This window comes from Anoxybacillus tengchongensis, from assembly GCF_014201585.1.
Classification (GTDB): domain Bacteria; phylum Bacillota; class Bacilli; order Bacillales; family Anoxybacillaceae; genus Anoxybacillus; species Anoxybacillus tengchongensis.
Genome location: NZ_JACHES010000013.1, coordinates 32,186 through 58,004, shown reverse-complemented (window position 1 = coordinate 58,004; position 25,819 = coordinate 32,186). Strand labels below are relative to the sequence as shown.

Below are 25,819 nucleotides of genomic sequence, written 5' to 3'. Positions count from 1 at the left end.
CGGAGGAGTACCCAAGTCTGGCTGAAGGGGTCGGTCTTGAAAACCGAGAGGCGTCGAAAGGCGCGCGGGGGTTCGAATCCCTCCTCCTCCGCCATATATAGTCTCAGTTGTTGTTTGTCATGCCGGCTTAGCTCAATTGGTAGAGCAACTGACTTGTAATCAGTAGGTTGCGGGTTCAAGTCCTGCAGCCGGCATCATTGTGGCGGCTATGGCGAAGTGGTTAACGCACCAGATTGTGGCTCTGGCATTCGTGGGTTCGATTCCCACTAGTCGCCCCATAACATTCGTTTTAACTGTGCGGGTGTAGTTTAGTGGTAAAACCTCAGCCACGAGCAACGCATCTGTTGAATAAGCTACGAGTTGCCTCGACGCATCAATCATCATTGAGTTTGCGAGTAGAGGAAGAGGCATGATTAGGTGTAGCGAGTAGTATTGTTTATGGAGAGTTTAGTCGATCATGCGGGTGTAGTTTAGTGGTAAAACCTCAGCCTTCCAAGCTGATGTCGTGGGTTCGATTCCCATCACCCGCTTACATGGGCCTATAGCTCAGCTGGTTAGAGCGCACGCCTGATAAGCGTGAGGTCGGTGGTTCAAGTCCACTTAGGCCCATTTGTTTTTGTACTTTTATTCCGCAGTAGCTCAGTGGTAGAGCACTCGGCTGTTAACCGAGCGGTCGTAGGTTCGAATCCTACCTGCGGAGCCATTTGGAGAAGTACCCAAGTGGCTGAAGGGGACGGTTTGCTAAACCGTTAGGTCGCGTTTTGCGGCGCGCGGGTTCAAATCCCGCCTTCTCCGCCATTGCCACATATGGCCCGTTGGTCAAGTGGTTAAGACACCGCCCTTTCACGGCGGTAACACGGGTTCGAATCCCGTACGGGTCACTAATAAAAAGGACATCTCCTATCATGAGATGTCCTTTTTTTATTTGTACAAAACCAGGAATTTGTTCTGTTTTGCTTTAAGAACAAATTGTAAAAAAGTATTACCATCCCCACATCATATTGACCCCAATGCTTCACTTTAACACATTGATACATTGTTTTCATCTATAGAGCATAAAAAAGAAGAAACGCTACTCAATGTGAGTAACGTTTTTATATACTTCTTCTTCACCTGTATGCATTTTACTTTTCCGTTCTAAAAATTTTTTTCCATACTCTCCGTGTTGATGAATAGATGGATGTTCAACTTGAACGGTGACATGGGAGAGATTGTATTTTTCTTTTAACATTTCATTAATTGCTAAAATGACACAAAATGGTTGAATGTGCTCATGAATGAGAACATGTGCAGTTAAAGAATAATGATCTGTTGAAATGGACCATATATGCAATTCGTGTACATCCTCAACGCCTTCAATAGATAGAATATCGGTTCGAATGCGTTCGATATCAAATTCGTGCGGAACTGCGTCCATTAAAATAAAATACGATTCTCGAACAATTTTTGCTCCACCTATAAAGATAATGCTGCCAATAACCATACTAATAAGCGGATCAAATATATATATTCCTGTAAAGTAAATTAAAATAGCTGAAATAATAACACCGATAGAGCTGAGTAGGTCACCAATAAAGTGCCATAACGCGCTTTTTACATTTAAATTTTCTTCTTCTTTCATACTTTTGCTTAAAACGATGGTTAATACGAGATTGACAACAAATCCAATCGTTGCGATGGTTAGCATGAAGGAAAATTGAATAGCTTCAGGATGAATGAAACGACGAATTCCTTCGATGAAAATCCAAATAGCAATAATGATAAGCGCAAGCCCATTTAAAAATGAGGCGATAATTTCAAATCGTAAATAACCGAATGTGAATTTTTTATTTGGTGGACGAGAAGCTAAATAAATAGCAATCATGCTTAGTCCTAATGCGATCACATCGGAAGCCATATGCGCTGAGTCTGATAATAAAGCAAGAGAGTTAGATAAAATGCCTCCTACTATCTCTACAATCGTAAAAAAAGTTGTTAACAACAATGTCGTCCAAAGTGCTTTCTTTGACGTCGTCTGTACTTTCATATGCGGTAAATGATGAAAATCGTACATATAAACTCTCCTCATTATTTAAAATAAATATAAAAAAGTATATATAATAATTACTATAAAATATTCTATATAATTATCATTTGATAATCAATCGACAATTTTATGGATGTTCGTATTGATTTTCATTTCGTCATATTTAGCATGTGATTTGTTGAACATTGTCGAAAAATATCTTAATTTTCTTACAGGAATTTTATATGACCTAGTGTAATATATTCAGTACGGAATTATTTCTGTACCCTTTAAAGAAAGGAAGGATGAACATTTGCTAACGATGAGTCCAACCGATTTGCAGTTGCATTTATTTCACGAAGGAACGTTTTATAAAAGCTACCATTTATTCGGGGCCCATCTTGTGAAACAAGATGGGGGAGTAGAAACACGTTTTTGTGTATGGGCTCCACATGCCGAAAAAGTTCGACTTGTTGGGACGTTTAACGACTGGAACGGAGAGAAGCATGAATTAACAAAAATAAACGACCAAGGAGTATGGATGATTGTTGTCCCAAAAAATTTAGAAGGGCATTTATATAAATACGAAATGACAACAAAAGATGGACGCACTCTTCTTAAAGCAGATCCATATGCTTTTTATGCTGAAGAACGCCCCCACACAGCCTCTATTGTATATCAGTTAGATGGATATAAATGGAATGATCAAACGTGGCAAAGAAAAAAGAAGCGAAAAACGATTTATGAACAACCAGTGTTTATTTATGAAGTTCATCTTGGTACATGGAAAAAGAAAGAAAACGGGCAATTTTATACATATGCGGAGATGGCAGATGAGTTAATTCCTTATGTTGTTGAGCACGGATTTACTCATATTGAACTATTACCGCTTATTGAGCATCCGCTCGATCGCTCATGGGGATATCAAGGAACAGGCTATTATGCTGCGACGAGCCGTTACGGAACGCCCCGTGATCTGATGTATTTCATTGATCGCTGTCACCAAGAAGGAATTGGTGTTATTTTAGATTGGGTACCTGGGCATTTTTGTAAAGATGCACATGGATTATATATGTTTGATGGTCAACCGACATATGAATATATGAATATGCAAGATCGTGAAAATATTGTGTGGGGAACAGCCAACTTTGATTTAGGAAAACCGGAAGTGCATAGCTTTTTAATTTCAAACGCTTTATTTTGGTTAGAGTATTACCATATTGACGGTTTTCGTGTTGATGCGGTTGCAAATATGCTTTATTGGCCAAATAGCGATGTGCTACATCCGAACCCATATGCGATTTCATTTTTAAAAAAATTAAACGAAGTTGTGTTTGCTTTTGATCCAAACGTATTAATGATCGCTGAAGACTCAACGGATTGGCCAAAAGTGACTGCACCGACGTACGATGGAGGTTTAGGATTTAACTACAAATGGAATATGGGCTGGATGAACGATGTATTAAGTTATATGGAAACGAGCGTCAATGAACGAAAACATATGCATCATAAAATGACGTTTTCATTGTTATATGCTTATACGGAAAATTTTATTTTGCCTTTATCCCATGATGAAGTAGTGCATGGAAAAAAATCATTACTAAATAAAATGCCGGGCGATTATTGGGATAAATTTGCTCAACTTCGTCTACTTTATGGATATTTCATGACACATCCAGGAAAAAAACTATTGTTTATGGGGGGAGAGTTTGGGCAATTTGATGAATGGAAAGATTTAGAACAGCTCGATTGGGTGTTGTTTGATTTTGACATGCATCGCAAAATGGACGATTACGTGAAATCTCTCACGCATTTTTATAAAAAACAAAAAGCATTGTATGAATGTGATCATGATCCAAGTGGCTTTGAGTGGATTGATGTGAACAACGCTGAACAAAGTATTTTTTCTTTTATTCGGCGAGGTAAAAAAGAAGAAGATATGTTGATTGTTGTTTGTAATTTTACAAATGTCGTGTACGATGATTACAAAATTGGTGTGCCACTTCTTACGTCGTATCGAGAAGTATTCAATAGTGATGATGTGATGTACGGTGGTGCAGGTCATATAAACAAAAAATTGCTTGTCGCATATGAAGAACCATATCACGGAAAACCATATCATATTCGCATGACGATTCCGCCGTATGCTATAACGATTTTACGACCAACAAGAAGAAGAGAAGGGAAGGAAAGCCATGGTACGAAAAAAGTGCGTCGCTATGCTACTCGCAGGGGGGCAAGGGAGTAGATTAAGTTCATTAACAAAAAATTTAGCTAAACCGGCCGTTCCGTTCGGAGGAAAGTATCGCATTATTGATTTTACACTAAGCAATTGCGCTAATTCCGGCATTGATACTGTTGGGGTGCTCACGCAATATCAGCCGCTAGAGTTAAATACGTATATTGGAATTGGAAGCGCATGGGACTTAGATCGGAAAAATGGCGGGGTAACTGTTCTCCCTCCATATGCCGAGTCGTCAGAAATGCGATGGTATAAAGGAACCGCAAATGCAATTTATCAAAATTTAAACTATTTAAAGCAGTATGATCCAGAGTATGTACTCATTCTTTCTGGCGATCATATTTACAAAATGAACTATGCAGATATGTTGCAATATCATATTGAGAAAAAGGCGGATGTGACGATTTCCGTTATTGAAGTACCATGGGAAGAAGCGAGCCGTTTTGGAATTATGAATACAAATGAAGATATGGAAATTATAGAGTTTGAAGAAAAACCGGCGCATCCGAAAAACAATTTAGCGTCTATGGGCATTTACATTTTTAAATGGTCTATTTTGAAAGAATATTTGGAAATGGATAATCGAAATGATCGCTCGAGCCATGATTTCGGCAAAGATATTATTCCTCTGCTTATTGATGAAAAAAAACGACTGATTGCTTATCCATTTAAAGGGTATTGGAAAGACGTTGGAACAGTAAAAAGTTTATGGGAAGCAAATATGGATTTACTCGCAGATACCCCGGCATTAAATTTATTCGATCATACGTGGCGCATTTATTCTGTAAATCCAAATGAGCCGCCGCAATATATTGCCCCATATGCGCAAGTAAAAGAGTCTTTAGTAAATGAAGGATGCATCGTTGAAGGAAATGTAGAACATTCTGTATTGTTCCAAGGGGTGTACATTTCACAAGGTACGACAGTAAAAGATTGCGTTGTTATGCCTAATGCAGTGATTGGGAAAAATGTATACATTGAAAAAGCGATTGTCCCACCGAACATAGAAATTCCCGATGGAACGTTCATTTGTGCCGATTCATATGATGGGGAAGTCATTCTTGTGACAGAAGAGCTTTTGGGACATTTTTCTGAGAGAGAGGATGAAAAAACGTGGGAAAATTAATGCTTGGGGTCATTGATGCAACAACATATAAGCCAGAAATGAGTGATTTGACGATTCAACGTTCCATCGCCGCTGTTCCGTTTGCTGGACGTTATCGATTAATTGATTTTGTTTTATCTAATATGGTTAATTCAAGTATTGAAAGTGTTGCTATTTTCCCGAAATATCAATATCGCTCATTAATGGACCATCTTGGTTCGGGTAAAAATTGGGATTTAAACCGAAAACGTGATGGATTGTTTTTTTTCCCTTCGCCTGATCTCCCGATTTCTCATATTGGATCGTTTCAACATTTTCAACAACATATTGACTATTTTTTGCGGAGTACACAAAAGTACGCTCTTATTTGTAACAGTTATACTGTGTGCAATATTGACTATGAGGAAGTGTTGCGCCGCCATATTACGAACGAGTGTGATATTACTCGTATATGTCATCGTGGTCAATCGCTCGACATGTTTATTTTAGAAACATCGTTGTTGCTCGATTTGATCGCTAACCAACAAAGAAATCATTATCAAAGTATTGTTGATGTTGTTAATGATCAAACGAACGGATTAACAGTATGTGATTATGAATATGATGGATATGTTGCGGTCATTGATAGTATCGAACGTTATTTTCATCATAGTTTAGAACTTCTCCAACCAGATGTGTGGAAACAATTGTTTTTAAAAGGGAGACCGATTTATACAAAAGTAAAAGATGAACCGCCGACCAAATATACATCGCATGCATCCGTTCGGAATGCAATGATTGCGAACGGATGCGTCATCGAAGGGGAAATTGAAAATAGCATCATTTCAAGGGCTGTGAAAATCGGAAAAGGGACTGTCGTTCAAAACAGTGTCATTATGCAAAAAAGTCAAATTGGGGAAAATTGTCATCTTTCGTATGTAATCGTTGATAAAGATGCGCGGATTGGTGACGGGGTAAAGTTAATGGGAACACCAAAAAAACCAATCGTCATTCGAAAAGGAACAATACAAGGAGCGCTGATGAAATCGTGAAAGTATTATTTGTTGTATCAGAATGTGTACCATTCGTAAAAACAGGCGGTTTAGCTGATGTGGCTGGTGCATTGCCAAAAGAGTTGAAAAAGCTTGGGACAGATGTGCGTGTTATGTTACCGAAGTATGGCTTGATCCCACAACATATGCGCCAAAAAATGAATAAAATTGCTGAGCTTGTTGTTCGCGTTGGTTGGAGAAGACAATATTGTGGAATTGAACAATTGGAATATGAAGGAATTACATATTATTTTGTCGACAATGAGTATTACTTTAAGCGAGATTCGTTATATGGTCATTACGATGACGGCGAGCGTTTTTCATATTTTTGTCGCGCTGTGCTCGATTCCCTCCCGGTCATTGATTTTCAACCGAGTGTGATTCACTGCCATGACTGGCATACAGGTATGATTCCATTTTTGCTGCGTGAAGAATATATGAACAATTCATTTTACGCACGAATGAAAACCGTATTTACGATTCATAATTTACAATTTCAAGGCATTTTCCCACGCGAAATTTTAGGAGACTTACTAAATTTAAGCGACCGCTATTTTTCTATCGAACATTTAGAGTTTTATGGAAATGTCAGCTTTATGAAAGGAGCGCTTGTATCAGCGCATATGATTACAACGGTCAGCCCAACATATAAAGAGGAAATTCAAACGCCATATTATGGAGAGCGGCTTGACGGGTTATTGCGGGCAAGAAGTTCACATTTAGTTGGAATTTTAAACGGAATTGACGATGAAATATACAATCCGAAAAAAGATCCACATATTGCAGTGCCGTACGATGTAACGACAATTGCGCGCAAAAGTATTAACAAACGAGCTCTTCAACAACATTTTTCATTGCCATCAGAAGAAGATGTTCCTGTTATTGCTATTGTGTCGCGGTTAACAAAACAAAAAGGATTAGATTTAGTGAAATGTGTATTCCATGAAATGATAGCGGAAAACGTGCAAATGATTATCCTTGGAACAGGGGAATGGGAGTTTGAACATTTCTTTCATGAAATGGCGATAACATATCCGGATCGTGTGCGTGTATATATTGGCTTTTCGGAGCAGCTTGCACATCAAATTTATGCGGGGGCGGACATGTTTTTAATGCCATCTAAATTTGAACCGTGTGGTCTCGGGCAAATGATTGCCATGCGTTATGGGGCTGTGCCAATCGTTCGAGAAACGGGCGGATTAAACGATACAGTGCAGTCATTTAACGAATTTACGAAAGAAGGGACAGGGTTCACGTTTAAAAACTTTAATGCGCATGATATGTTATATACCATCCAGCGTGCCCGTTCATTTTATGAACAAAAAGAAATATGGGAAGGAATTATGAAACAGGCAATGAGTCGGGATTACAGTTGGGCAAAATCAGCGTTTAAATACAATCAACTATACGACGAACTAATGGCTGGGAGTGGCATCTATGTTCACGAATAAGGAAGAGTTTAAGCAAACGTTTTTGAAACGGTTAGAAATGATGTATGGGAAGCGGTTTTGGGAATCGACTGTCCTTGATCAATACAATACGCTAGGGAATATGATTCGCGAGTATATTAGTAAGCATTGGATTCAAACGAACGAACGATACCGTGCCGAACATAAAAAGCAAGTATATTATTTGTCAATTGAATTTTTGTTAGGTCGCTTGCTAGGTAGTAATTTAATGAATCTCGGTATACGAGAGGTTGTGGAAGAAGGACTAAAAGAGCTAGGCATTGAGTTAGCTCATATTGAAGAAGTAGAAATGGATGCAGGTCTCGGAAACGGGGGACTCGGTCGATTGGCTGCTTGTTTTTTAGATTCCCTTGCTTCTCTCGACTTACCCGGACATGGGCAAGGCATTCGATATAAGCATGGTTTATTTGATCAAAAAATAGTGAATGGTTATCAAGTCGAGCTCCCAGAACAATGGTTGCGTCATGGAAACGTTTGGGAAGTAAAAAAAGAAGATTTAGCGGTAGAGGTCAATTTTTGGGGGAAAGTAGAATGTTACGAACAAGATGGGCGTTTAACGTTTCGACATTATGATACAGAAAAAGTGATGGCAGTTCCTTATGATATGCCTGTCATCGGGTACGATACGACAACTGTCAACACGCTACGATTATGGAGTGCTGAACCCGCAAAATTTCCGCTTCATAAACACGTCATGCAGTATAAGCGAGAAACGGAAGCTATTTCTGAATTTTTATATCCGGACGATACGAACGATGAAGGAAAAATTTTAAGGTTAAAACAGCAATATTTTCTCGTTGCAGCCAGCCTCGGAAGTATTGTACGTGATTATAGACAACGCTACGGTCATTTACAACATTTCCATCGGCACGTAGCTATTCATGTGAATGACACACATCCTGTGTTGGCTATTCCCGAGCTGATGCGCATTTTGTTAGATGAGGAAGGAATGGGATGGGACGAAGCGTGGCACATTACGACAAACACGATCTCTTATACAAATCATACAACATTGTCTGAAGCGTTGGAAAAATGGCCTATTTACATTTTCCAACCGTTATTGCCGCGAATTTATATGATTGTGCAAGAAATTAATGAACGGTTTTGTCGCGATTTATGGAATCGATATCCTGGTGATTGGAAAAGAATCGAGGAGATGGCCATTATTGCTCATGGGCTTGTGAAAATGGCTCATTTAGCGATTGTAGGAAGCTATAGTGTGAATGGTGTCGCGAAAATACATTCTGAAATTTTAAAGCATCGGGAAATGAAATTATTTTACGAATACTTTCCAGAAAAGTTTAACAATAAAACGAACGGTATTACACATCGCCGTTGGTTGTTAAAAGCAAACAAAGGGCTCACTTCCCTTATTAATGAGGCCATTGGGACAGAATGGATCAAGCAACCAGAGCAGCTGATTCAACTAAAAAAATATGCAACCGATCATGCATTCCAAGAACAATTAGCAAAAGTGAAACATGACCATAAACAGAAGTTGGCCAAATATATTTACGAAAAAACAGGGGTGACTGTAGACGACTCATCGATTTTTGATGTGCAAGTGAAACGATTACACGCCTATAAAAGACAGCTATTAAATGTACTCCATATTATGCATTTATATAACCGATTAAAAGAAGATGAGCATTTCGATATGCATCCACGAACGTTTATTTTTGGCGCTAAAGCATCGCCAGGATATCATTATGCGAAACGGATCATTAAGTTAATTAATTCCGTTGCACAAAAAGTGAATAGCGATGAGCAAATTAACGGACGGTTAAAAGTTATTTTCTTAGAAAATTACCGTGTCTCGTTGGCAGAAAAAATTTTCCCTGCTGCGGATGTAAGTGAGCAAATTTCAACAGCTAGTAAAGAAGCATCGGGAACAGGAAACATGAAATTTATGATGAATGGAGCCGTGACAATTGGGACACTAGATGGAGCAAATATTGAAATTTTAGAACGTGTCGGTCATGACAATATGTTTATTTTTGGGTTGACGGCAGAAGAAGTGTTGCACTATTATGCAAACGGTGGATATCATTCGTATGAATATTATCATCATGATCAACGGATTCATCAAGTCGTAAATCAACTTGTGAATGGCTTTTTTCCAGATGCGTACGATCATTTTGAACCGATTTACGATTCGTTGCTTGCCCACAACGATCAATATTTTGTTTTACGCGATTTTGCATCGTATGCCGATGCTCAACAACGGTTGGGAGCAGCGTATGAAAATGAGAGAAAATGGTTAGAAATGAGCGTGACGAATATCGCTTGTTCTGGATATTTCTCAAGCGATCGAACGATTGAAGAATACGCTCACGACATTTGGCATATTCGCTAATAAAAAGTTAGTCCTGTAAGCATATGCTCACAGGACTTTCTTATGAAGTATAAGGATCTTTTTCGTAAGCTGGAAGATCACCAAGCGGAGACATTAATTGTTCGTCATCGAGCATTTGTTCATATTGTTCATGAATAATGTTTGGATAAATTGTAATACCTGTGCCGTAGAGATCTGTTGCTGCAAATGTTTCAAGCGGTTCGACGTAACCGATTTGTTCGCCGGCATCGATATACATTCGATCATAATGTACCGTATCTTCTTGAACATCTGAAGGTGTTTCTGATGTACCGAAACGAGCGACCTTTTGCCAGCTATCTTCAGCATCAAATGTTTCTATATCTTCATGAACGACAAATTCACCAAATGGAGGAGACAAAACACTCTCTTCAATTGGACGCTGTTGTGAAACAACTTGATCCGCACTATGCTGTTTACAAAACATTGTTGTTGGAATGGCCTCAAGACGTTCGAGAGGGATTGCTTCTCCACATATTTGGCAAATTCCGTACGTCCCATTTTCCATCGCTTGTAGCGCACGTTCAATATCGTGAAGCTCTCTTTCTGTATGTTCATTTAAAGCAATATCTTTTTCCCGTTCATATAGTTCTGTTCCGCTGTCGGCAGGGTGATTGTCATAGTTTGAAAGCTCCCCAACTGAGTCATGGGCAGATGTTCGCGTGAGACCGAAATGGTCATTTTGTTTTAACCGTTGCATGATTTGCTGCTTTTCTTGTAATAGCCGTTCACGCCAATCTGATAAGTTTACCAATATAACCCCTCCTTTATATTCGACTATGCATAGTATGAACTAAAAAGAAAAAACCATAGCACCAAGGCTATGGTTTTTCTTAACAATTATTGCATCCAATAATGAATAAATAGACCGGCAACGAGTAAAAATCCAAACTGCGTGTTCGTTTGAGCTGTTGCTTTCATTGCTGGCATCATGTCGATTGGTCTTGTTTTTCCGATGAATCCTTTTGTTGCTTGCCATGCTTTTGGAACACTTAAAAATACGAGCAATGTCCATGGCGAAATCGTTTTAGCGAAAACAAGCAATACAACCCATAAAAATGATGTGACAAACATGCCACCTAATAACGAAATGGCCCGTTTTCTACCGAGTAAAATGGCTAACGTTTTTCGACCACTTTTTTTGTCCCCCTCTAAGTCGCGAATGTTATTGGCTAATAAAATAGCGCCGACTAGAATAGAGATGGGAACAGAAACAAGAATAGGCGTTGATGTAATTGTACCTGTTTGAATAAAAAACGAAATTAAAATAATGGTAAGCCCCATGAAAAAGCCGGCTGCCAATTCACCAAACGGGGTATATGCGATCGGAACGGGTCCCCCTGTGTAAAAATATCCTGCTGCCATACAAATAGTGCCGATCACAGCGAGCCACCAACTGCTATGAACGCAAATATAAACACCAAGTAGCATAGCAATAGCGAAAAAAGACCAAGCAAGTAGTAAGACCGTTTTTGGAGAGATGCCATCACGGACAATCGCTCCACCGATTCCGACGGATTCAGGTGTATCTAGTCCACGTTTATAGTCGTAATATTCATTAAACATATTTGTCGCCGCTTGGATAAATAATGAAGCTACGAGCATGGCAAAAAATAAGGGGAAGTGAATTGGCGTTTCATCTACTGCAAGCACAGTACCAATGGACACAGGAACGAACGCTGCAGTAAGCGTATGTGGACGCAATAATCGCCACCAAACACGCCAGTCTCGTTTATAATGAACCGTTTGAGTATTTGAACGTACTGGTGTCGGCATACTATTCTTCTCCTTTAAGTAAAATGTCGTTCACAATAAGTTTAGGGAAGTGGGGAAAATGTGTCAATGTCTTGACAATATAAATTGTTTCCTATCTCTAAAAAACAATATTATAATGAAAAAGGGACAAAAAGTTTAAGTATAGGCGTGATAAAAGGTGGTTACTTTATATCAAAACAAAGTTATTGACCAATTGCGTGATGTATTGAAGAAAAAACAGCATATGGTTAGTGTCACCATAAAAATGGAGCAAATCGATCCGCTTGATTTTTTCGCTGCGGGTGAAACGTTATTTCATGGACAACGTTTTTATTGGTCAGATTACTTTCAAGAACAAACGTTCGTTGGACTAGGTCATGCGCACGTTATAAAAAGCGAAGAAAAGACGAAAAAGCGATTTCGTGAAGTCGAACGAGAATGGAAACAAATTGTAGAAGGCGCTTTCATCGAAGGTCAAGGGCCACTGATGTTTGGAGGATTTGCCTTTGACCCGCTAAAACGATCGGATGAACATTGGAGTGAATATCCTGCTGCCCAATTTGTTGTACCTACATTCTTGTTAACAAAGCAGCGAGATGACACATGGTTAACAGTCAATGTTGTTCATGAATCGCTCGATCGGCTTGAAGAAATGATCGATTCCTTATTTCACATACGTGATGAGGGGGAATGGCATCACGCTTACGTCGTCAAAAAAGAAGAAGTCGCACGTGACCAATGGATTCGTGCTGTTCATTATGCAACGGATCTCATTCAAAATAAAGCGATTGAAAAGGTCGTTTTAGCACGCGAATTATTTCTTTCTTTTTCTCATCAAGTTGATCGTTCTCATGTGTTACGTGCTTTACGTGAGCAACAACCGATGAGCTACATTTTTGCTTTTGAAAATGGCTCTACTTGCTTCATTGGGGCTTCCCCAGAGCAACTTGTGAGAAAGAACGGGCGCGTGTGTGAAACAGCTTGTCTGGCCGGATCGATTCGTCGTGGACGTACAATTAAAGAAGATGAAGAACTCGGACGTTGGTTACTTCAAGACGATAAAAATCGTCGCGAGCATGCATTTGTTGTTGACATGATTGAACGAGCGATGAATGAGGTATGTACCGAAGTCGTCGTTCCGAGTGAACCGACCCTTTTAAAAATGAGACATATTCAACATTTATATACACCTGTTCAGGCAAAAACGAGAGAAGGGATCTCGATTTTCTCACTCGTTGAACGCCTTCATCCAACCCCTGCACTCGGGGGATTTCCGAAAGAAAAGGCGGTACAGACGATTCGGGAGATTGAGCCACTTGATCGTGGATGGTACGCCGCTCCAATCGGTTGGGTTGATGCGAATGGAAATGGAGAGTTTGCGGTAGCGATTCGTTCTGCATTGCTTGGAGACAACGAAGCACATTTGTTTGCTGGATGTGGCATTGTTGCTCATTCTGATCCACATAGCGAATACGAGGAAACGAATGTAAAGTTCAAGCCGATGTTATTAGCGTTAGAGGGGGGACGAGAATGAATGAAATGACCGCATATGTTGGAGCATTTGTTAACCAGTTAGCTCATATGGGCGTTCAACAAGTTGTGATTAGTCCTGGATCTCGCTCTACCCCTCTTGCAATGGTGATGGCTGAACATCCGATGCTAAATATTCATGTTCATATTGACGAACGTTCTGCGGCTTTTTTTGCGTTAGGTATGGCGAAAGCTTCTAGAAATCCGGTTGCTCTTGTTTGTACATCAGGAACAGCAGTAGCTAATTACTATCCAGCAATCGTTGAAGCTTATTATGCACGTGTTCCGCTCGTTGTTATTACGGCCGACCGACCTCATGAACTGCGTGATGTCGGTGCTCCGCAAGCAATTGATCAGCTGCATATATACGGTTCATATGTAAAATGGTTTGTTGATATGGCGCTTCCAGAAGGAAACGAGCGGATGCTTCGTTATGCAGAGATGGTTGCCGCTCGCGCTGTATCCGTTGCATCGTCTGTTCCAAAAGGACCGGTGCATATTAACGTTCCGTTGCGTGAACCGCTCGTTCCAAATATCAACGAATCGCTGTTTTCGCCATCTCTTCCAGCTCGCATCGTGTATAAAGGAAACAAACATCTTTGTGAAGAAATGATTGACGAGTTGTATGCGGAATTGAGCGGTGTCGAAAAAGGGATCATTATATGTGGAGATTTGCATATCGAAGGGTTTTCTGACGCAGTTGTGAGGTTAGCAGAAGCATTGCAATATCCTATTTTAGCAGATCCTCTTTCTCCATTGCGTACAGGTACACATGAGAAACAAGTTATTATTGAATCGTATGATGCGATGTTAAAAAATGAAATGTTTGCGAATCAATTTGTTCCGGATGTCGTTGTTCGCTTCGGAGCGATGCCTATATCCAAATCGCTTTATCTCTGGTTGCAGCATCATAAACAAGTGAAACAAATTGTTGTCGATGAAGCTGGACAATGGCGCGATCCGACATTATCGCTTCATGCGCTCGTTGAGGCGAACGAGGTGCAATTTTGTCATGAGTTAGCTAAACGCGCTTCTACTGCTACTCGTTCGTCACAATGGGTAAGCCAATGGAAGCAAATGAATGAGCATGCGAAACAAATATTGCTACAAGCAAAAGATGAGAAAGAGATGTTTGAAGGGAAAGTATTTATCGAGCTTGCCCACATATTACCGGATGAAGCGACGCTTTATGTTGGCAATAGTATGCCTATTCGTGATGCGGATACGTTTTTTATGTCCTCCCATAAACGCATTCGTTTATTAGCGAATCGTGGGGCAAACGGGATTGACGGAGTTGTATCAAGCGCTCTAGGGGCAAGCTACGTTGCTCAACCACTTGTGTTAGTTATCGGTGACTTGTCATTTTATCACGATTTAAATGGTTTGTTGGCAGCAAAATTACAAAAGCTGCATGCGACCATCATCGTGCTAAACAATAACGGTGGGGGCATTTTTTCGTTCTTGCCACAAGCGAATGAACCAAAACATTTTGAACGATTATTTGGTACGCCGACCGATTTATCGTTTGAGCATGTCGTAAATATGTATGATGGACATTACGAAAAAGTAGAAACGTGGGAGCAATTTCGTTTTGCGATGATAGACGCCCTAGCCCGACCAACATTAAACGTTATTGAAGTTCCGATATCACGTGAATATAATGTCAAAATTCATCGGAAATTGTGGAAAGATGTTTCCCAGGAAATGTCCAACTTGTTGAATAAAGGGGAATAAGCATGAGGCTTGTCGTTCAAGGGCAAACGTATTATGTGGAAATGTGCGGAAACGGGCAACCGCTGTTGTTACTACACGGATTTACGGGCAGCTGTCAAACGTGGCATTCGTTTATGTCGACTTGGAGCCAACATATGCAATGCATCGCTGTTGATATTCTTGGTCACGGACAAACGGATGCCCCTTCAGATGTGCAGCGATATGACATCGAGATCGTTGCTCAAGATATTGTTACGTTATTTAAGCAATTAGAAATAAAAAAAGCGCACATATTAGGATATTCCATGGGGGGACGACTTGCGCTGACATTTGCGATTCGCTATCCACAGTACGTTCAAACGCTCATATTGGAAAGTAGCTCTCCGGGTTTACGGACGGAAGAAGAACGAGTGAAACGTCGGGAAGAAGATGAACGATTAGCGCAGTTTATTGAACAACATGGGGTTGCATCGTTTGTTGATAAATGGGAGAAAATCCCTTTATTTTCTTCGCTTCAACGATTGCCAAAAGATGTGCAACAAAGGTTGCGAGAAGAACGATTACAACATACAGCTATTGGATTAGCCAATAGTTTGCGTGGCATGGGGACAGGCGCACAACCTTCTTGGTGGGAGGCATTGCATCAGTTAAATATGCCGACATTGTTGATTTGTGGAGAAGATGATGAAAAGTTTTGTCGAATTGCGTCAGAAATGGTACAATTATTACCAAACGGAACGCTTATCACCGTTCCGCATGCCGGGCACGTTGTGCATATGGAGCAACGTGAGCGATTTGGTACGCTTGTTCAACAATTTGTTCTAAAAGGAGGTTCATTGCATGGCGATTGAATGGGTAAAAGAGAGGGAATATGAAGATATTTTGTACGAAACGTACAATGGCATTGCAAAAATTACAATTAATCGTCCTGAAGTACATAATGCATTTCGTCCAAAAACAGTAATGGAATTAATTGATGCGTTTGCATACGCGCGTGACGATGCAAATATTGGCGTCATCATTTTAACAGGGGCAGGCGGTAAAGCGTTTTGCTCGGGTGGCGACCAAAAAGTGCGTGGACATGGTGGATATGTTGGCGAAGATCAAATCCCACGCTTAAACGTATTAGACTTGCAACGTTTAATTCGTGTTATTCCGAAGCCTGTCATTGCGATGGTTGCAGGTTATGCGATTGGTGGCGGCCATGTGTTGCATGTCGTATGTGATTTAACGATTGCAGCAGACAACGCGATTTTTGGACAAACAGGACCGAAAGTGGGCAGCTTTGATGGTGGGTACGGTGCTGGTTATTTAGCGCGTATTGTCGGTCATAAAAAGGCGCGCGAAATTTGGTATTTATGTCGTCAATACAATGCACAAGAAGCGTTAGAAATGGGATTAGTCAATAAAGTTGTTCCGCTTGAACAGTTAGAGGAAGAAACGGTGAAATGGGCGGAAGAAATTTTAGAAAAAAGCCCGACAGCTATTCGTTTCTTAAAAGCTGCGTTTAATGCAGATACAGACGGATTGGCAGGCATTCAACAACTAGCCGGAGATGCGACGCTTCTTTACTATACGACAGATGAGGCAAAAGAAGGACGCGATGCATTTAAAGAAAAACGGAAACCGGACTTCAAGCAGTTCCCGCGTTTTCCGTAAAAATAAAAACAGCTTGATGTATGCACATCAAGCTGTTTTTTTGAAGGTGGTGTGAAGATGATCCCAAATTGGTTACGTCAACGTGCATATTTAACTCCGGATCGCGTGGCGCTATACGATGATACGCAAGAGATTTCATTTGCTGAGCTTCATGAGCGGACGGTAAAACGAGCAAGGCAATTTGCATATCTTGGTGTAAAAAAAGGAGACGTTGTAGCCGTTTTGATGAAAAATAGTGTACATATGGTCGAAGTTATTCACGCTCTTCATTATATTGGTGCAATTGTTTTGTTACAAAATGTACGTTTATCTGTTGAAGAAGTGAAGTGGCAACTAGAACATAGCGGAGCACGTTTCGTCATTTGTGATGAGTCGTTTCCGGATGAACGAGCAATTGAATGGAACGAATTTATGAGGTTCGATGAACGAGATGGAGAATGGCAAACGATGTACAATCTTGATGATGTAGCAACCATCATGTATACATCAGGGACGACAGGAAAACCAAAAGGTGTTATGCAAACGTATGGAAATCATTGGTGGGGTGCAATTGGTTCTGCTTTAAACCTTGGATTGCGTGAAGATGATTGTTGGCTTGCGGCCGTTCCATTTTTTCATGTGAGTGGTTTGTCGATTTTAATGCGGAGTGTCATTTACGGCATGAGGATTTATATTATGCCATCGTTTGATGCGAAACGCGTTAATGAACTGATTTACCAAGGGAAAATTACGATGATGTCCGCTGTCAGCACAATGGTGCAACAAATGATTCAACAACTAAAAGAGCCGTATCCTTCGTCATTTCGTTGTATGCTCGTGGGAGGAGGACCTGTTTCTCAGCCATTATTACAATCATGTGTCGATTGGAATATACCTGTATATCAAACGTATGGTATGACAGAAACCGCTTCTCAAGTGGCTACATTGCCTCCAGATGCTCGTCATAAACATGGTTCAGCAGGAAAACCGCTGTTTCATATGAGCATTCGCATTGAAAAAGATGAGCACCAAATGAATGCAAATGAAGTAGGAGAGATTGTTGTAAAAGGCCCGAGTGTTATGAAAGGGTATTGGCAAAACGAAAAGGAAACGAATGCGGTTTTAAAAGATGGTTGGTTATATACTGGAGACATTGGATATATGGACGAAGAAGGATTTTTATATGTTCTTGACCGTCGTTCAGATTTAATTATTTCTGGCGGAGAAAATATATATCCTGCTGAAATTGAGTCGGTACTTTTGGAACATAGGGCAGTAAAAGAAGCAGGCGTCATTGGAGTTGCTGATGAAACATGGGGACAAGTACCATATGCGTTTGTTGTATTACATGATCAAATAGCAACGGAAGAACAATTAAAGTTGTTTTGTATGAGTAAATTAGCTAAATATAAAGTTCCAAAGCGAATTTATATCGTTGACCATTTGCCGCGCAATGCTACAAACAAACTGATGCGCCATAAGCTAAAAAAATGGATCGAGGAGGCGTAAAAAGCCTCCTCTTTCTTAATTTATTGATATCCTTTTGCTGTTTCTTTCGTAATTTTTTCTTTGAACAGTTTATAGCTCCAAAGTTGATAGCCTACGACGATCGGTACCATGACAATAGCGACGCCGAGCATAATTTTTAAGTTCAATTCGCTTCCTGCCGCTTCAAAAAGCGTTGTGCTATATTCATCGTTGATGCGCGAAGGAAGCATATTTGGGAACATGCCGATAAAACCAGTTGCCATAAGTGTGAAAATTGTCAAACAAATGTTTGTAAACGCAAGTCCAATACGTTTTTGCCAAACGAACAATAACATAAGTAATGCACATACGAAAGCAAGCGCTGGGATGATCCAAAGAATAGGGAATTTTGTGAAATTGTTCAGTAGTGATGTGCGATTACTTGTTGCAACAAAGAAAATAGATAGTGTGACAACCGCAACAACAGCAGATGGGCGCGCGACTGTATATGCCCGTTCCGCTACCTCTCCAACGGTTTTCAGCATTACCCATAGAGCACCAGAGACGATAAATAAACTCATGAACACCAATCCGCCTAATAGACCGTACGGATGAAGCAAGCTAAAAAACGTTCCTTCATATCCGGACGGACCAATTTTTAAACCGTAAAACAAATTCGCAAACGCAACGCCAAATAAAAGTGCTAAAGCAAAACTGCTAATTGTAAATGCCCATTTCCAGCTTTTTTGCCAAATCGGTGAATCGTCTTTATGCATAAATTCCAATCCAGCAGCGCGGAAAAACAGCGCGAATAAAATAAGCATCATTGGCGTATATAAGAAGCTAAATAAATCTGCATAAACGGCTGGAAAGGCAGCAAATGTAGCTCCGCCGGCTGTGATTAACCATACTTCATTGCCACCCCAAAACGGTCCGACAGCTTCTTGTAGTTGATTTCGCTCTTGTCGATTTTTCGCTAAAAACGGAAACAACATCCCGGTGCCTAGTGTATATCCATCTAAAACGAAGTATACCGTCCAAATGAGTCCCCATAGACCAAACCAAATGATCGCCACTGTTTCATGAGACATGTTGAACTTCCCCACCTTTCGTAGCTGTGGATGTGTATGGTCCTTTTTTCGCATACTTTAACATTAAGTACACGTCAGCAATAAGTAAAATGGTATAAAACAACACGAGGCTAACAAGTGAGAAAATGATTTGCGAAAGTGAAATTGGTGATACCGCCTCAGCTGTGCGCATTAATCCGTACACTGTCCAAGGTTGGCGACCAACTTCGGCAACAACCCATCCAGCATTAATAGCCACATACGGCAGTAACACAGAATACATCACAAGTTTTAAGAAACGTCGTGATTCCAATAGTTTATTTTTGCGATATAAGTAAAATCCGTACCAAAATAGAGCGACAAAATATAAACCGAGCGCGACCATTAAACGAAACGAATAGAAGACGATATTGACATTTGGACGTTCATCTTTTGGAATTTGATCGAATCCAACGACTTTTCCATCAAAAGAATGTGTATAAAAATAACTGCCGAGTTTTGGGATCGTTAAAAATTCAACGATATTTCGCTCATTTTCTGGGTCTGGAATTTGAATAATGTGAAATGGTAAACTTTCTTTTGTTTCCCAAACTGCTTCAAGTGCAGCCCCTTTAGCTGGTTGCATTTTTGCTGCAAACGACGCTGATTTATGACCAATAAACGGTGTCGCTGTTGCTGCGATTAGTCCTAAAATGAGGCCATATTTAAACGATTTTTTGAAAAACTCGACATGTTGTTTACGTAATAAATGCCATGCACTAACCGCCATGACAAAAAACGCTCCAACGATATAACAGCTGACAACAGTGTGTACAAACATATGCCAAGCATATGGGTTTGTTACAACTTCCCAAAAGTTTTGTAGTTCGATACGTCCGTTTCTTTCAATATACCCAACTGGATTTTGCATAAAGCCGTTTGCTGTAATAATCCAAAGTGCTGAAATATTTGTACCGAGCGCAACCATCCAAATAGAAAATGCACGAAGCTTCGGTGAAATTTTATCCTTTCCGAACAGCCAAATACCCATAAATGTTGATTCTAAAAAGAAAGCAACGAGCGCTTCAATAGCGAGAGGAGAGCCGAAAATGTCCCCCATATATTTCGAATACTCAGACCAGTTTGTCCCAAATTGAAATTCCATCGTGATACCTGTAACTACACCGAGAACGAAGTTAATGGCAAATAGTTTCCCCCAAAAGTCTGCCATTTGTCGATAAAGTGGGTTTTTTGTTCGCACATGTTGTGTTTCCATCCATGCAATTAAGACAATAAGCCCAATGGTTAACGGAACAAATAAGAAATGATAAAAAACCGTAATCGCAAATTGAAAACGGCTAAGCAAAAGCACGTCGCTCATAAGTCTCCCTCCAACATTCGAAATATATTTTATATATGTATAAGAGTAACGCTAACACGTGAAGAAGAGGTGAGAGAAATGTTGCGAAACTGTGGCGATATTTTAAAAAAAATGTGTCTATACATAGTTTTTAACGTAATAAAGATGGAAACCCCTTGCTCGATACAAGGGGTATATTGTTTATTCGCTCGGTTGGAACGTTTTACAGTCTGTCTCTGTCGAACTTGTCGCTGTTGAGCCTGCATGACTTACAACGTAGATGGCGTCTGCACTACATCGGTTGCCTTGCGACCAAAACTGACAGTTTTGCACTTCACAAAGTACATCTTTAGCCACGATTATCCCCCCTTTCTTTATGCTGATGTTAGTGTAGACAAAACATTGGCAAGACATAACATGAAAAAATGAACAACATTATTGAGAATTTTTATCATTAAATATTGACATAGATAATCATTCTCAATTAGAATGAGATTATGGAATATAAAACAAAAAATTTGGAGGGAGTTACATGTCATCATTATTAGTTGTTGGAGCAGATCATTTAGGAAACATTACCGATAAATTAAAAAACTCAGGATTTAAGGAGATTATTCATTTAGATGGCAGGAAAGTGAATATGGTGAAACGACAAATTCCTGAGCACGTTGATATTGTATTTGTTATGACGGATTATATTAACCATAATTTAGCCAAAGTCATTAAACAAAAAGCAAAAGACCAACATAAGCCAATTTATTTTGTGAAACGTTCATGGAGTTCCATCCAATCCGTCATTCAGCAAATGGGGGAAGTGAGATGACATTGTGGCAATCGTTTTTGAATGAAGTGTTAGCTTATCATTACAGCATATGTTCACCTCATCGTTCATCGCTTACGTTGCTAAAAGGAATTGAACGGGCAACATCATCGTTTTCGATCGCTTCTTTTGATTCTCCCGTTACATATTATAAAACGATTGCACAAATGACAGATTACTTGCTTCGTTTCGTTGCGAACGATCAGTCCTTTGTTCACATATTAGATGCTCGTGATGCCTTTATTACCGCATCATGTACGTCTCACATAGGAGTTGCACCGTTATGTATGGACGTTTTTGTTGTTGATCGTATTTCTTTGTTCGATGCATTCCAACAATTTGAAAATCATTTCGGTCAAAAACCGAAAACAGTACGAATATATCATATAATGAAAAACCGTTTATCGTATGTTACGTTTGCAAGTGAAACATATTGTAAAAAAACCGGGTGATTCACCCGGTTTTTACAATTCATCAAATCCATTAATATCTGTCGTTTTTGTATATGAACGTGGACGTGCTTCGAAAAAGTCCGTTTTGCCTAAGTTCACATTTTCATCACTAAAGACACGAATCCAAGGCATGCTATTTTCATCTGCATCGTATCGATCATCTAAGCCGAGCATACGCAACCGCTTATTTCCAAGATATTCAATATATTTTTCCATTTCAATGACATCAATGCCATCCATATCGCGCAACACAAAGCGTGACCATTCTATTTCGTAACGAATCGCTTCATCGATATACTCATATATCCACGCAGAAAACGCTCCATCTTCATCAATATGTGGATTTTCCCATAGGACAGCGCGTACGAGTTGAGAAATAAAGTAGCTATGGCATAGCTCATCTTTATTAATATAACTAATCATTGTTGATGTTTTTAACATTTTTTGATTTCGGGCTAAATTGTAAAAAAAGGCGAAACCAGAGTAAAAATTAATTCCTTCTAATACGAGTGAAGCGACGAGGGCTCGGCAAAATGTTTCAATAGTCGGTTGTTCACGAAATGCTTCATATACGCGAATCACGTGCTCATTTCGTTTATAAATGTGCGGATTCGTACGTGCCATTTCAAAAGCGCGATGTTGCTCGGATAATTTTTCGATCGAAGCAAGGACGTACGAGTATGATTGATTATGGACCACTTCTTGCTGTTCGATAATCGAAAAAATAGCTTTGACGCTCGGATCAGTAATATATTCTTTCATCGCTCCAATAAAGTTCGGTTGAACAGAGTCTAAAATTGAAAGCAGGCCGATAATGTGTAAAAACGCATCGCGCTCTCGCTCGCTTAACGCGTGCCATTGTTTAATATCGTCAGACATGTTAATTTCAAATGGTGTCCAAAAGTTTGCTAGCAGCATTTTATATATGTCATAAAAGTGACTATACTTAATATCATTCCAGTTTAAAATGCCGCTTGCTTTTCCATTGATAATGCTTGTTGCTTTATTTGGATGCGACGGTTCCAACAACTTTACTTTCGTCAATAACAAAACGTTCGACCTCCTCTAGTAGTCGTTGTACGAACAAAGCCGGCAAATGTTGTTGATGTCCGCGTGGCGATTGCTCAATTTTTAGCATGCCGAGCACTGGTGTGACTTTTCGTAAATGGTATGCCATTTCATCAACTGCACGGCAATAATATGGCCACATTTGATCTCCTGTACCAAATAGCGCAACAGGAGGCAGAGTAAGTTTTCGTTCTTTAATAAGAAAACGAAGCATTCTCCTCATTTCATGTGGAAGTTGTCCATTTCCCCATGTATACGAACCGAATAGAAGGAGATGCGCTTCATGGATGAGTGATTCGATAGCAAAAACATGGTCAATATTCATCGTTTTCACGGCATGTCCATGTGAATGAAAAGCTTCCTCAATCAACAAGGCGACTTCTTTCGTGTTTCCTGTTTTCGATGTATAGCAAATGAGAACGTTCATAATTTTTCCCCCTACGATGAGCAAACGTCGCATTCTTCAATTGTTACGGCGGTACTGCGAACGTAATACGTTGATTTTAAACGCTCTTTCCATGCCGTTAAGTGCAAATCTAACAAATCTTTTGCTTTAATGGTGTTATAGACATAAAGATTAAAGCTTAAAGACTGATCGACATGTTTTTGTCTTGCTGCGTTCTGACGAATGCTCATTTTTTGATCGACTTCATAGGCATTTTCGTAAAACCAAAATGTTTTTGCATTTAAATCTGGTACAGTCACAGGAATCTTGTAATTTTTCTTTTCCTCAAAATATAAACGATTGAATACAGGGTCGCATGACGCTGTTCCATTGGCTAAAACGGAAGTCGAAGCATTTGGCGCAGGAGCCATTAAATAACCGTTACGAATACCATGCTTCATCACTTGTTGTTTTAAACCATCCCAGTCTAAATCATCATGCGAATGATAACCGCGAAGCTCAAAATATGTTCCTGTATGCCAATCAGATCCCTCAAAAGCTGGATAGGCTCCTTTTTCTTTTGCCAATTCCATGCTTGCTTGAATCGTTAAATAAGCGATTTTTTCAAACAATTGATCCGCAAGATGAACACTTTCTTCGCTATTCCATTTGATCCCTTTTAACGCTAATAAATGATGCCAAGAAAACGCCCCTAAACCGATGGCGCGATATTTTTTATTTGTCATCACCGCTTGCAACACTTCAATTCGATGTTCGTTTAAGTCGATCACGTTATCTAACATGCGCACTTGAATCGGAATGAGTCGTTCGAGTACACCGTCTTGAACCGCGCGAGCAAGATGAATACTAGATAAGTTGCAGACAACAAAATCGCCAGGTTTTTTATGGATAATAATTTCGCCATCTTGTGTATATTCTTTTGTGACGGTTGTTGGACTCATATTTTGCATAATTTCTGTACATAAATTGCTCGAATAAATCATGCCTGCATGTTTGTTTGGATTCATTCGGTTCGCTTCATCGCGATAAAACATATAAGGTGTTCCTGTCTCTAATTGAGATTTCATAATTCGTTTCATCACTTCAATCGCAGGAACGCGCTCTTTCGTTAATTGTGGATGATTGACGCACTCCTCATATTTTTCGCGGAAGGAACCACGTCCTCTTTGTTCATCGTAAAAATCTTCAAGACCTAACGGATTGCCATTTTTATCTTTCCAACCCATCACCATTTTCACTTCGTGTGGATCAAATAAATACCAATCCCCGCGTTTTTCGACTTGTTCCATAAATAAGTCAGGAATGCAGACGCCATAAAATAAGTCGTGGCATTTTTGACGTTCATCCCCGTTGTTTAATTTGGCATCTAAAAAAGAGAAAATATCTTTATGCCAAACGTCTAAATATACAGCGATAGACCCTTGACGTGTACCAAGTTGGTCCACCGATACAGCCGTATTGTTTAATTGGCGCATCCATGGAATGACGCCAGACGATACCCCTTTAAAACCTTTAATATCCGAGTTACGCGCGCGAATTTTTCCTAAATATACACCAATTCCGCCACCGCCTTTAGATAAACGAGCGATGTCTGTATTCGATTCATAAATACCGATTAAACTGTCATCTACCGTATCAATAAAACAACTGGATAACTGTCCGTATGATTTTCCTGCGTTTGCGTATGTTGGTGTAGCCACCGTCATATATTGATTGGATAATGCCCAATACGCTTCTTTAGCGAGCGCCATTCGTTTCGTTGGCTGTTCATGTGCCATTAATGTTAACGCGATGGTTAAAAAACGCTCTTGAGGCAGTTCGTAAATTTCACCGCTATAACCTTTTGCTAAATAACGATCAACAAGTGTTTTTAACCCGATGTATGTAAATTGCTCGTCTTTTTTCGGATCGATCCATGTCCCTGCTTCTTGTAGTTCCTCTTTCGTATACCGTTCAAGTACAAAAGGATCGTAAATGCCGAGATCGACGAGCTGTGTTTGCAACTCATAAAAGTAGCCATATGTTTCGAATCGATCGTAGCCGCGATTTATAGCAGCTTCATTGTATAATTGTTGTAAATAAAGACGTGCTGCAACAAACGTCCAATCAGGTTGCTCCACGGTAATTTCGTCAAGCGCATTTAAAATAAGTTTATTTATTATGTCGTTGTAATTTCGCGTGTGGACAAGCGAGCGTACGGTACGTTCAACGTATCGCTCGCTTGATAAGTGTGGAAAGTCTTTGAAAATATGAAATAACAAAGTTCGAATCGTCTCTTCATTTACTTCCTGCTGCTCTTTTATGTGCATCATCCAACATCCCTTCCCCTAAAAAA

Annotated in this window: 21 protein-coding genes and 8 tRNA genes; 20 read left to right on the top strand and 9 right to left on the bottom strand. The window is 39.8% G+C overall.

Annotated features, from left to right (window positions below):
* Nucleotide 1 precedes the first annotated feature (1 nt).
* From HNQ82_RS12705 to HNQ82_RS12670, 8 genes are all read left to right on the top strand, one after another.
* Nucleotides 2-94 (top strand) — tRNA-Ser (locus HNQ82_RS12705).
* 27 nt (nucleotides 95-121) lie between these two features.
* Nucleotides 122-194, top strand: a tRNA-Thr gene (locus HNQ82_RS12700).
* An 8-nt stretch (nucleotides 195-202) separates the two neighbouring features.
* Nucleotides 203-278 (top strand) — tRNA-His (locus HNQ82_RS12695).
* Nucleotides 279-459: 181 nt separating this feature from the next.
* Nucleotides 460-530 (top strand) — tRNA-Gly (locus HNQ82_RS12690).
* 5 nt (nucleotides 531-535) lie between these two features.
* Nucleotides 536-609 (top strand) — tRNA-Ile (locus tag HNQ82_RS12685).
* 19 nt (nucleotides 610-628) lie between these two features.
* Nucleotides 629-703, top strand: a tRNA-Asn gene (locus HNQ82_RS12680).
* A 3-nt stretch (nucleotides 704-706) separates the two neighbouring features.
* Nucleotides 707-798 (top strand) — tRNA-Ser (locus HNQ82_RS12675).
* Between the two features lie 11 nt (nucleotides 799-809).
* Nucleotides 810-881, top strand: a tRNA-Glu gene (locus HNQ82_RS12670).
* 191 nt (nucleotides 882-1,072) lie between these two features.
* Here HNQ82_RS12670 and HNQ82_RS12665 read toward each other — a convergent pair.
* Nucleotides 1,073-2,053 (bottom strand): cation diffusion facilitator family transporter, encoded by a 981-nt coding sequence (locus HNQ82_RS12665; protein ID WP_183250101.1) that lies wholly within the window; start codon nucleotides 2,051-2,053, stop codon nucleotides 1,073-1,075.
* Nucleotides 2,054-2,327: 274 nt separating this feature from the next.
* Here HNQ82_RS12665 and glgB point away from each other — a divergent pair, with 274 nt between their 5' ends.
* Genes glgB through HNQ82_RS12640 form a run of 5 tightly spaced genes read left to right on the top strand, consistent with a single transcriptional unit; the run spans nucleotide 2,328 to nucleotide 10,208 of the window.
* Complete coding sequence (gene glgB, locus HNQ82_RS12660; protein WP_183250109.1) at nucleotides 2,328-4,253, top strand: 1,4-alpha-glucan branching enzyme; 1,926 nt, start codon at nucleotides 2,328-2,330, stop codon at nucleotides 4,251-4,253.
* A complete protein-coding gene (locus tag HNQ82_RS12655) occupies nucleotides 4,201-5,373 on the top strand; it encodes a glucose-1-phosphate adenylyltransferase (protein WP_183250099.1) in 1,173 nt (390 codons plus the stop codon). The genes glgB and HNQ82_RS12655 overlap by 53 nt, the downstream gene beginning before the upstream one ends.
* Entirely contained in the window at nucleotides 5,361-6,383 is a 1,023-nt protein-coding gene (locus tag HNQ82_RS12650) for a GlgC family sugar phosphate nucleotidyltransferase (protein WP_055442073.1), read from the top strand. Before HNQ82_RS12655 ends, HNQ82_RS12650 begins: the two co-directional genes overlap by 13 nt.
* Nucleotides 6,380-7,834: a glycogen synthase GlgA gene (gene glgA, locus HNQ82_RS12645; protein ID WP_032100477.1), complete on the top strand. Its 1,455-nt coding sequence runs from the start codon at nucleotides 6,380-6,382 to the stop codon at nucleotides 7,832-7,834. The genes HNQ82_RS12650 and glgA overlap by 4 nt, the downstream gene beginning before the upstream one ends.
* Nucleotides 7,821-10,208, top strand: coding sequence for a glycogen/starch/alpha-glucan phosphorylase (locus HNQ82_RS12640; protein WP_183250096.1), 2,388 nt, complete (start codon nucleotides 7,821-7,823; stop codon nucleotides 10,206-10,208). The genes glgA and HNQ82_RS12640 overlap by 14 nt, the downstream gene beginning before the upstream one ends.
* 40 nt (nucleotides 10,209-10,248) lie before the next feature.
* Here HNQ82_RS12640 and HNQ82_RS12635 read toward each other — a convergent pair whose 3' ends face one another.
* Nucleotides 10,249-10,983 carry a yteA family sporulation protein gene (locus tag HNQ82_RS12635; RefSeq protein WP_425486271.1) on the bottom strand — a complete coding sequence of 245 codons (735 nt, stop codon included), beginning with the start codon at nucleotides 10,981-10,983 and terminating at the stop codon, nucleotides 10,249-10,251.
* A gap of 83 nt (nucleotides 10,984-11,066) precedes the next feature.
* The gene (locus tag HNQ82_RS12630) at nucleotides 11,067-12,002 is read right to left on the bottom strand and encodes a 1,4-dihydroxy-2-naphthoate polyprenyltransferase (protein WP_183250091.1); all 936 of its coding nucleotides are present in this window, start codon (nucleotides 12,000-12,002) and stop codon (nucleotides 11,067-11,069) included.
* A gap of 157 nt (nucleotides 12,003-12,159) precedes the next feature.
* Between HNQ82_RS12630 and HNQ82_RS12625 the strand changes: the two genes are divergently transcribed.
* The 5 genes from HNQ82_RS12625 to HNQ82_RS12605 are packed head-to-tail and all read left to right on the top strand — an operon-like array spanning nucleotide 12,160 to nucleotide 18,371.
* Entirely contained in the window at nucleotides 12,160-13,515 is a 1,356-nt protein-coding gene (locus HNQ82_RS12625; RefSeq protein WP_183250089.1) for an isochorismate synthase, read from the top strand.
* Complete coding sequence (gene menD / locus HNQ82_RS12620) at nucleotides 13,512-15,245, top strand: 2-succinyl-5-enolpyruvyl-6-hydroxy-3-cyclohexene-1-carboxylic-acid synthase (RefSeq protein WP_183250087.1); 1,734 nt, start codon at nucleotides 13,512-13,514, stop codon at nucleotides 15,243-15,245. Before HNQ82_RS12625 ends, menD begins: the two co-directional genes overlap by 4 nt.
* Before the next feature lie 2 nt (nucleotides 15,246-15,247).
* Entirely contained in the window at nucleotides 15,248-16,075 is an 828-nt protein-coding gene (gene menH, locus HNQ82_RS12615) for a 2-succinyl-6-hydroxy-2,4-cyclohexadiene-1-carboxylate synthase (protein WP_183250085.1), read from the top strand.
* Nucleotides 16,065-16,883: a 1,4-dihydroxy-2-naphthoyl-CoA synthase gene (gene menB, locus HNQ82_RS12610; protein WP_032100470.1), complete on the top strand. Its 819-nt coding sequence runs from the start codon at nucleotides 16,065-16,067 to the stop codon at nucleotides 16,881-16,883. Before menH ends, menB begins: the two co-directional genes overlap by 11 nt.
* A 57-nt stretch (nucleotides 16,884-16,940) precedes the next feature.
* On the top strand, nucleotides 16,941-18,371 hold the full coding sequence (locus tag HNQ82_RS12605; protein ID WP_183250083.1) for an o-succinylbenzoate--CoA ligase: 1,431 nt from the start codon (nucleotides 16,941-16,943) through the stop codon (nucleotides 18,369-18,371).
* A gap of 20 nt (nucleotides 18,372-18,391) precedes the next feature.
* Here HNQ82_RS12605 and cydB read toward each other — a convergent pair whose 3' ends face one another.
* The 3 genes from cydB to HNQ82_RS12590 form a co-directional block, all read right to left on the bottom strand.
* The gene (gene cydB, locus HNQ82_RS12600) at nucleotides 18,392-19,420 is read right to left on the bottom strand and encodes a cytochrome d ubiquinol oxidase subunit II (protein WP_183250081.1); all 1,029 of its coding nucleotides are present in this window, start codon (nucleotides 19,418-19,420) and stop codon (nucleotides 18,392-18,394) included.
* Nucleotides 19,410-20,759 (bottom strand): cytochrome ubiquinol oxidase subunit I, encoded by a 1,350-nt coding sequence (locus HNQ82_RS12595; protein WP_183250079.1) that lies wholly within the window; start codon nucleotides 20,757-20,759, stop codon nucleotides 19,410-19,412. Before HNQ82_RS12595 ends, cydB begins: the two co-directional genes overlap by 11 nt.
* A 180-nt stretch (nucleotides 20,760-20,939) precedes the next feature.
* Nucleotides 20,940-21,095 carry a DUF1540 domain-containing protein gene (locus HNQ82_RS12590; RefSeq protein WP_072242634.1) on the bottom strand — a complete coding sequence of 52 codons (156 nt, stop codon included), beginning with the start codon at nucleotides 21,093-21,095 and terminating at the stop codon, nucleotides 20,940-20,942.
* Nucleotides 21,096-21,270: 175 nt separating this feature from the next.
* Between HNQ82_RS12590 and HNQ82_RS12585 the strand changes: the two genes are divergently transcribed.
* On the top strand, nucleotides 21,271-21,561 hold the full coding sequence (locus tag HNQ82_RS12585; protein ID WP_183250077.1) for a DUF2325 domain-containing protein: 291 nt from the start codon (nucleotides 21,271-21,273) through the stop codon (nucleotides 21,559-21,561).
* A complete protein-coding gene (locus HNQ82_RS12580; protein WP_183250075.1) occupies nucleotides 21,558-22,010 on the top strand; it encodes a diverged REC-like domain-containing protein in 453 nt (150 codons plus the stop codon). The genes HNQ82_RS12585 and HNQ82_RS12580 overlap by 4 nt, the downstream gene beginning before the upstream one ends.
* A gap of 12 nt (nucleotides 22,011-22,022) precedes the next feature.
* Here HNQ82_RS12580 and HNQ82_RS12575 read toward each other — a convergent pair whose 3' ends face one another.
* From HNQ82_RS12575 to HNQ82_RS12565, 3 genes are read right to left on the bottom strand one after another with little or no spacing between them, the layout of a single operon-like run.
* Complete coding sequence (locus tag HNQ82_RS12575) at nucleotides 22,023-23,060, bottom strand: ribonucleotide-diphosphate reductase subunit beta (RefSeq protein ID WP_183250073.1); 1,038 nt, start codon at nucleotides 23,058-23,060, stop codon at nucleotides 22,023-22,025.
* Complete coding sequence (locus HNQ82_RS12570; protein ID WP_183250071.1) at nucleotides 23,014-23,505, bottom strand: flavodoxin domain-containing protein; 492 nt, start codon at nucleotides 23,503-23,505, stop codon at nucleotides 23,014-23,016. The genes HNQ82_RS12575 and HNQ82_RS12570 overlap by 47 nt, the downstream gene beginning before the upstream one ends.
* Nucleotides 23,506-23,516: 11 nt before the next feature.
* Nucleotides 23,517-25,796, bottom strand: coding sequence for a ribonucleoside-diphosphate reductase subunit alpha (locus HNQ82_RS12565; RefSeq protein ID WP_183250069.1), 2,280 nt, complete (start codon nucleotides 25,794-25,796; stop codon nucleotides 23,517-23,519).
* Between the last annotated feature and the right edge of the window lie 23 nt (nucleotides 25,797-25,819).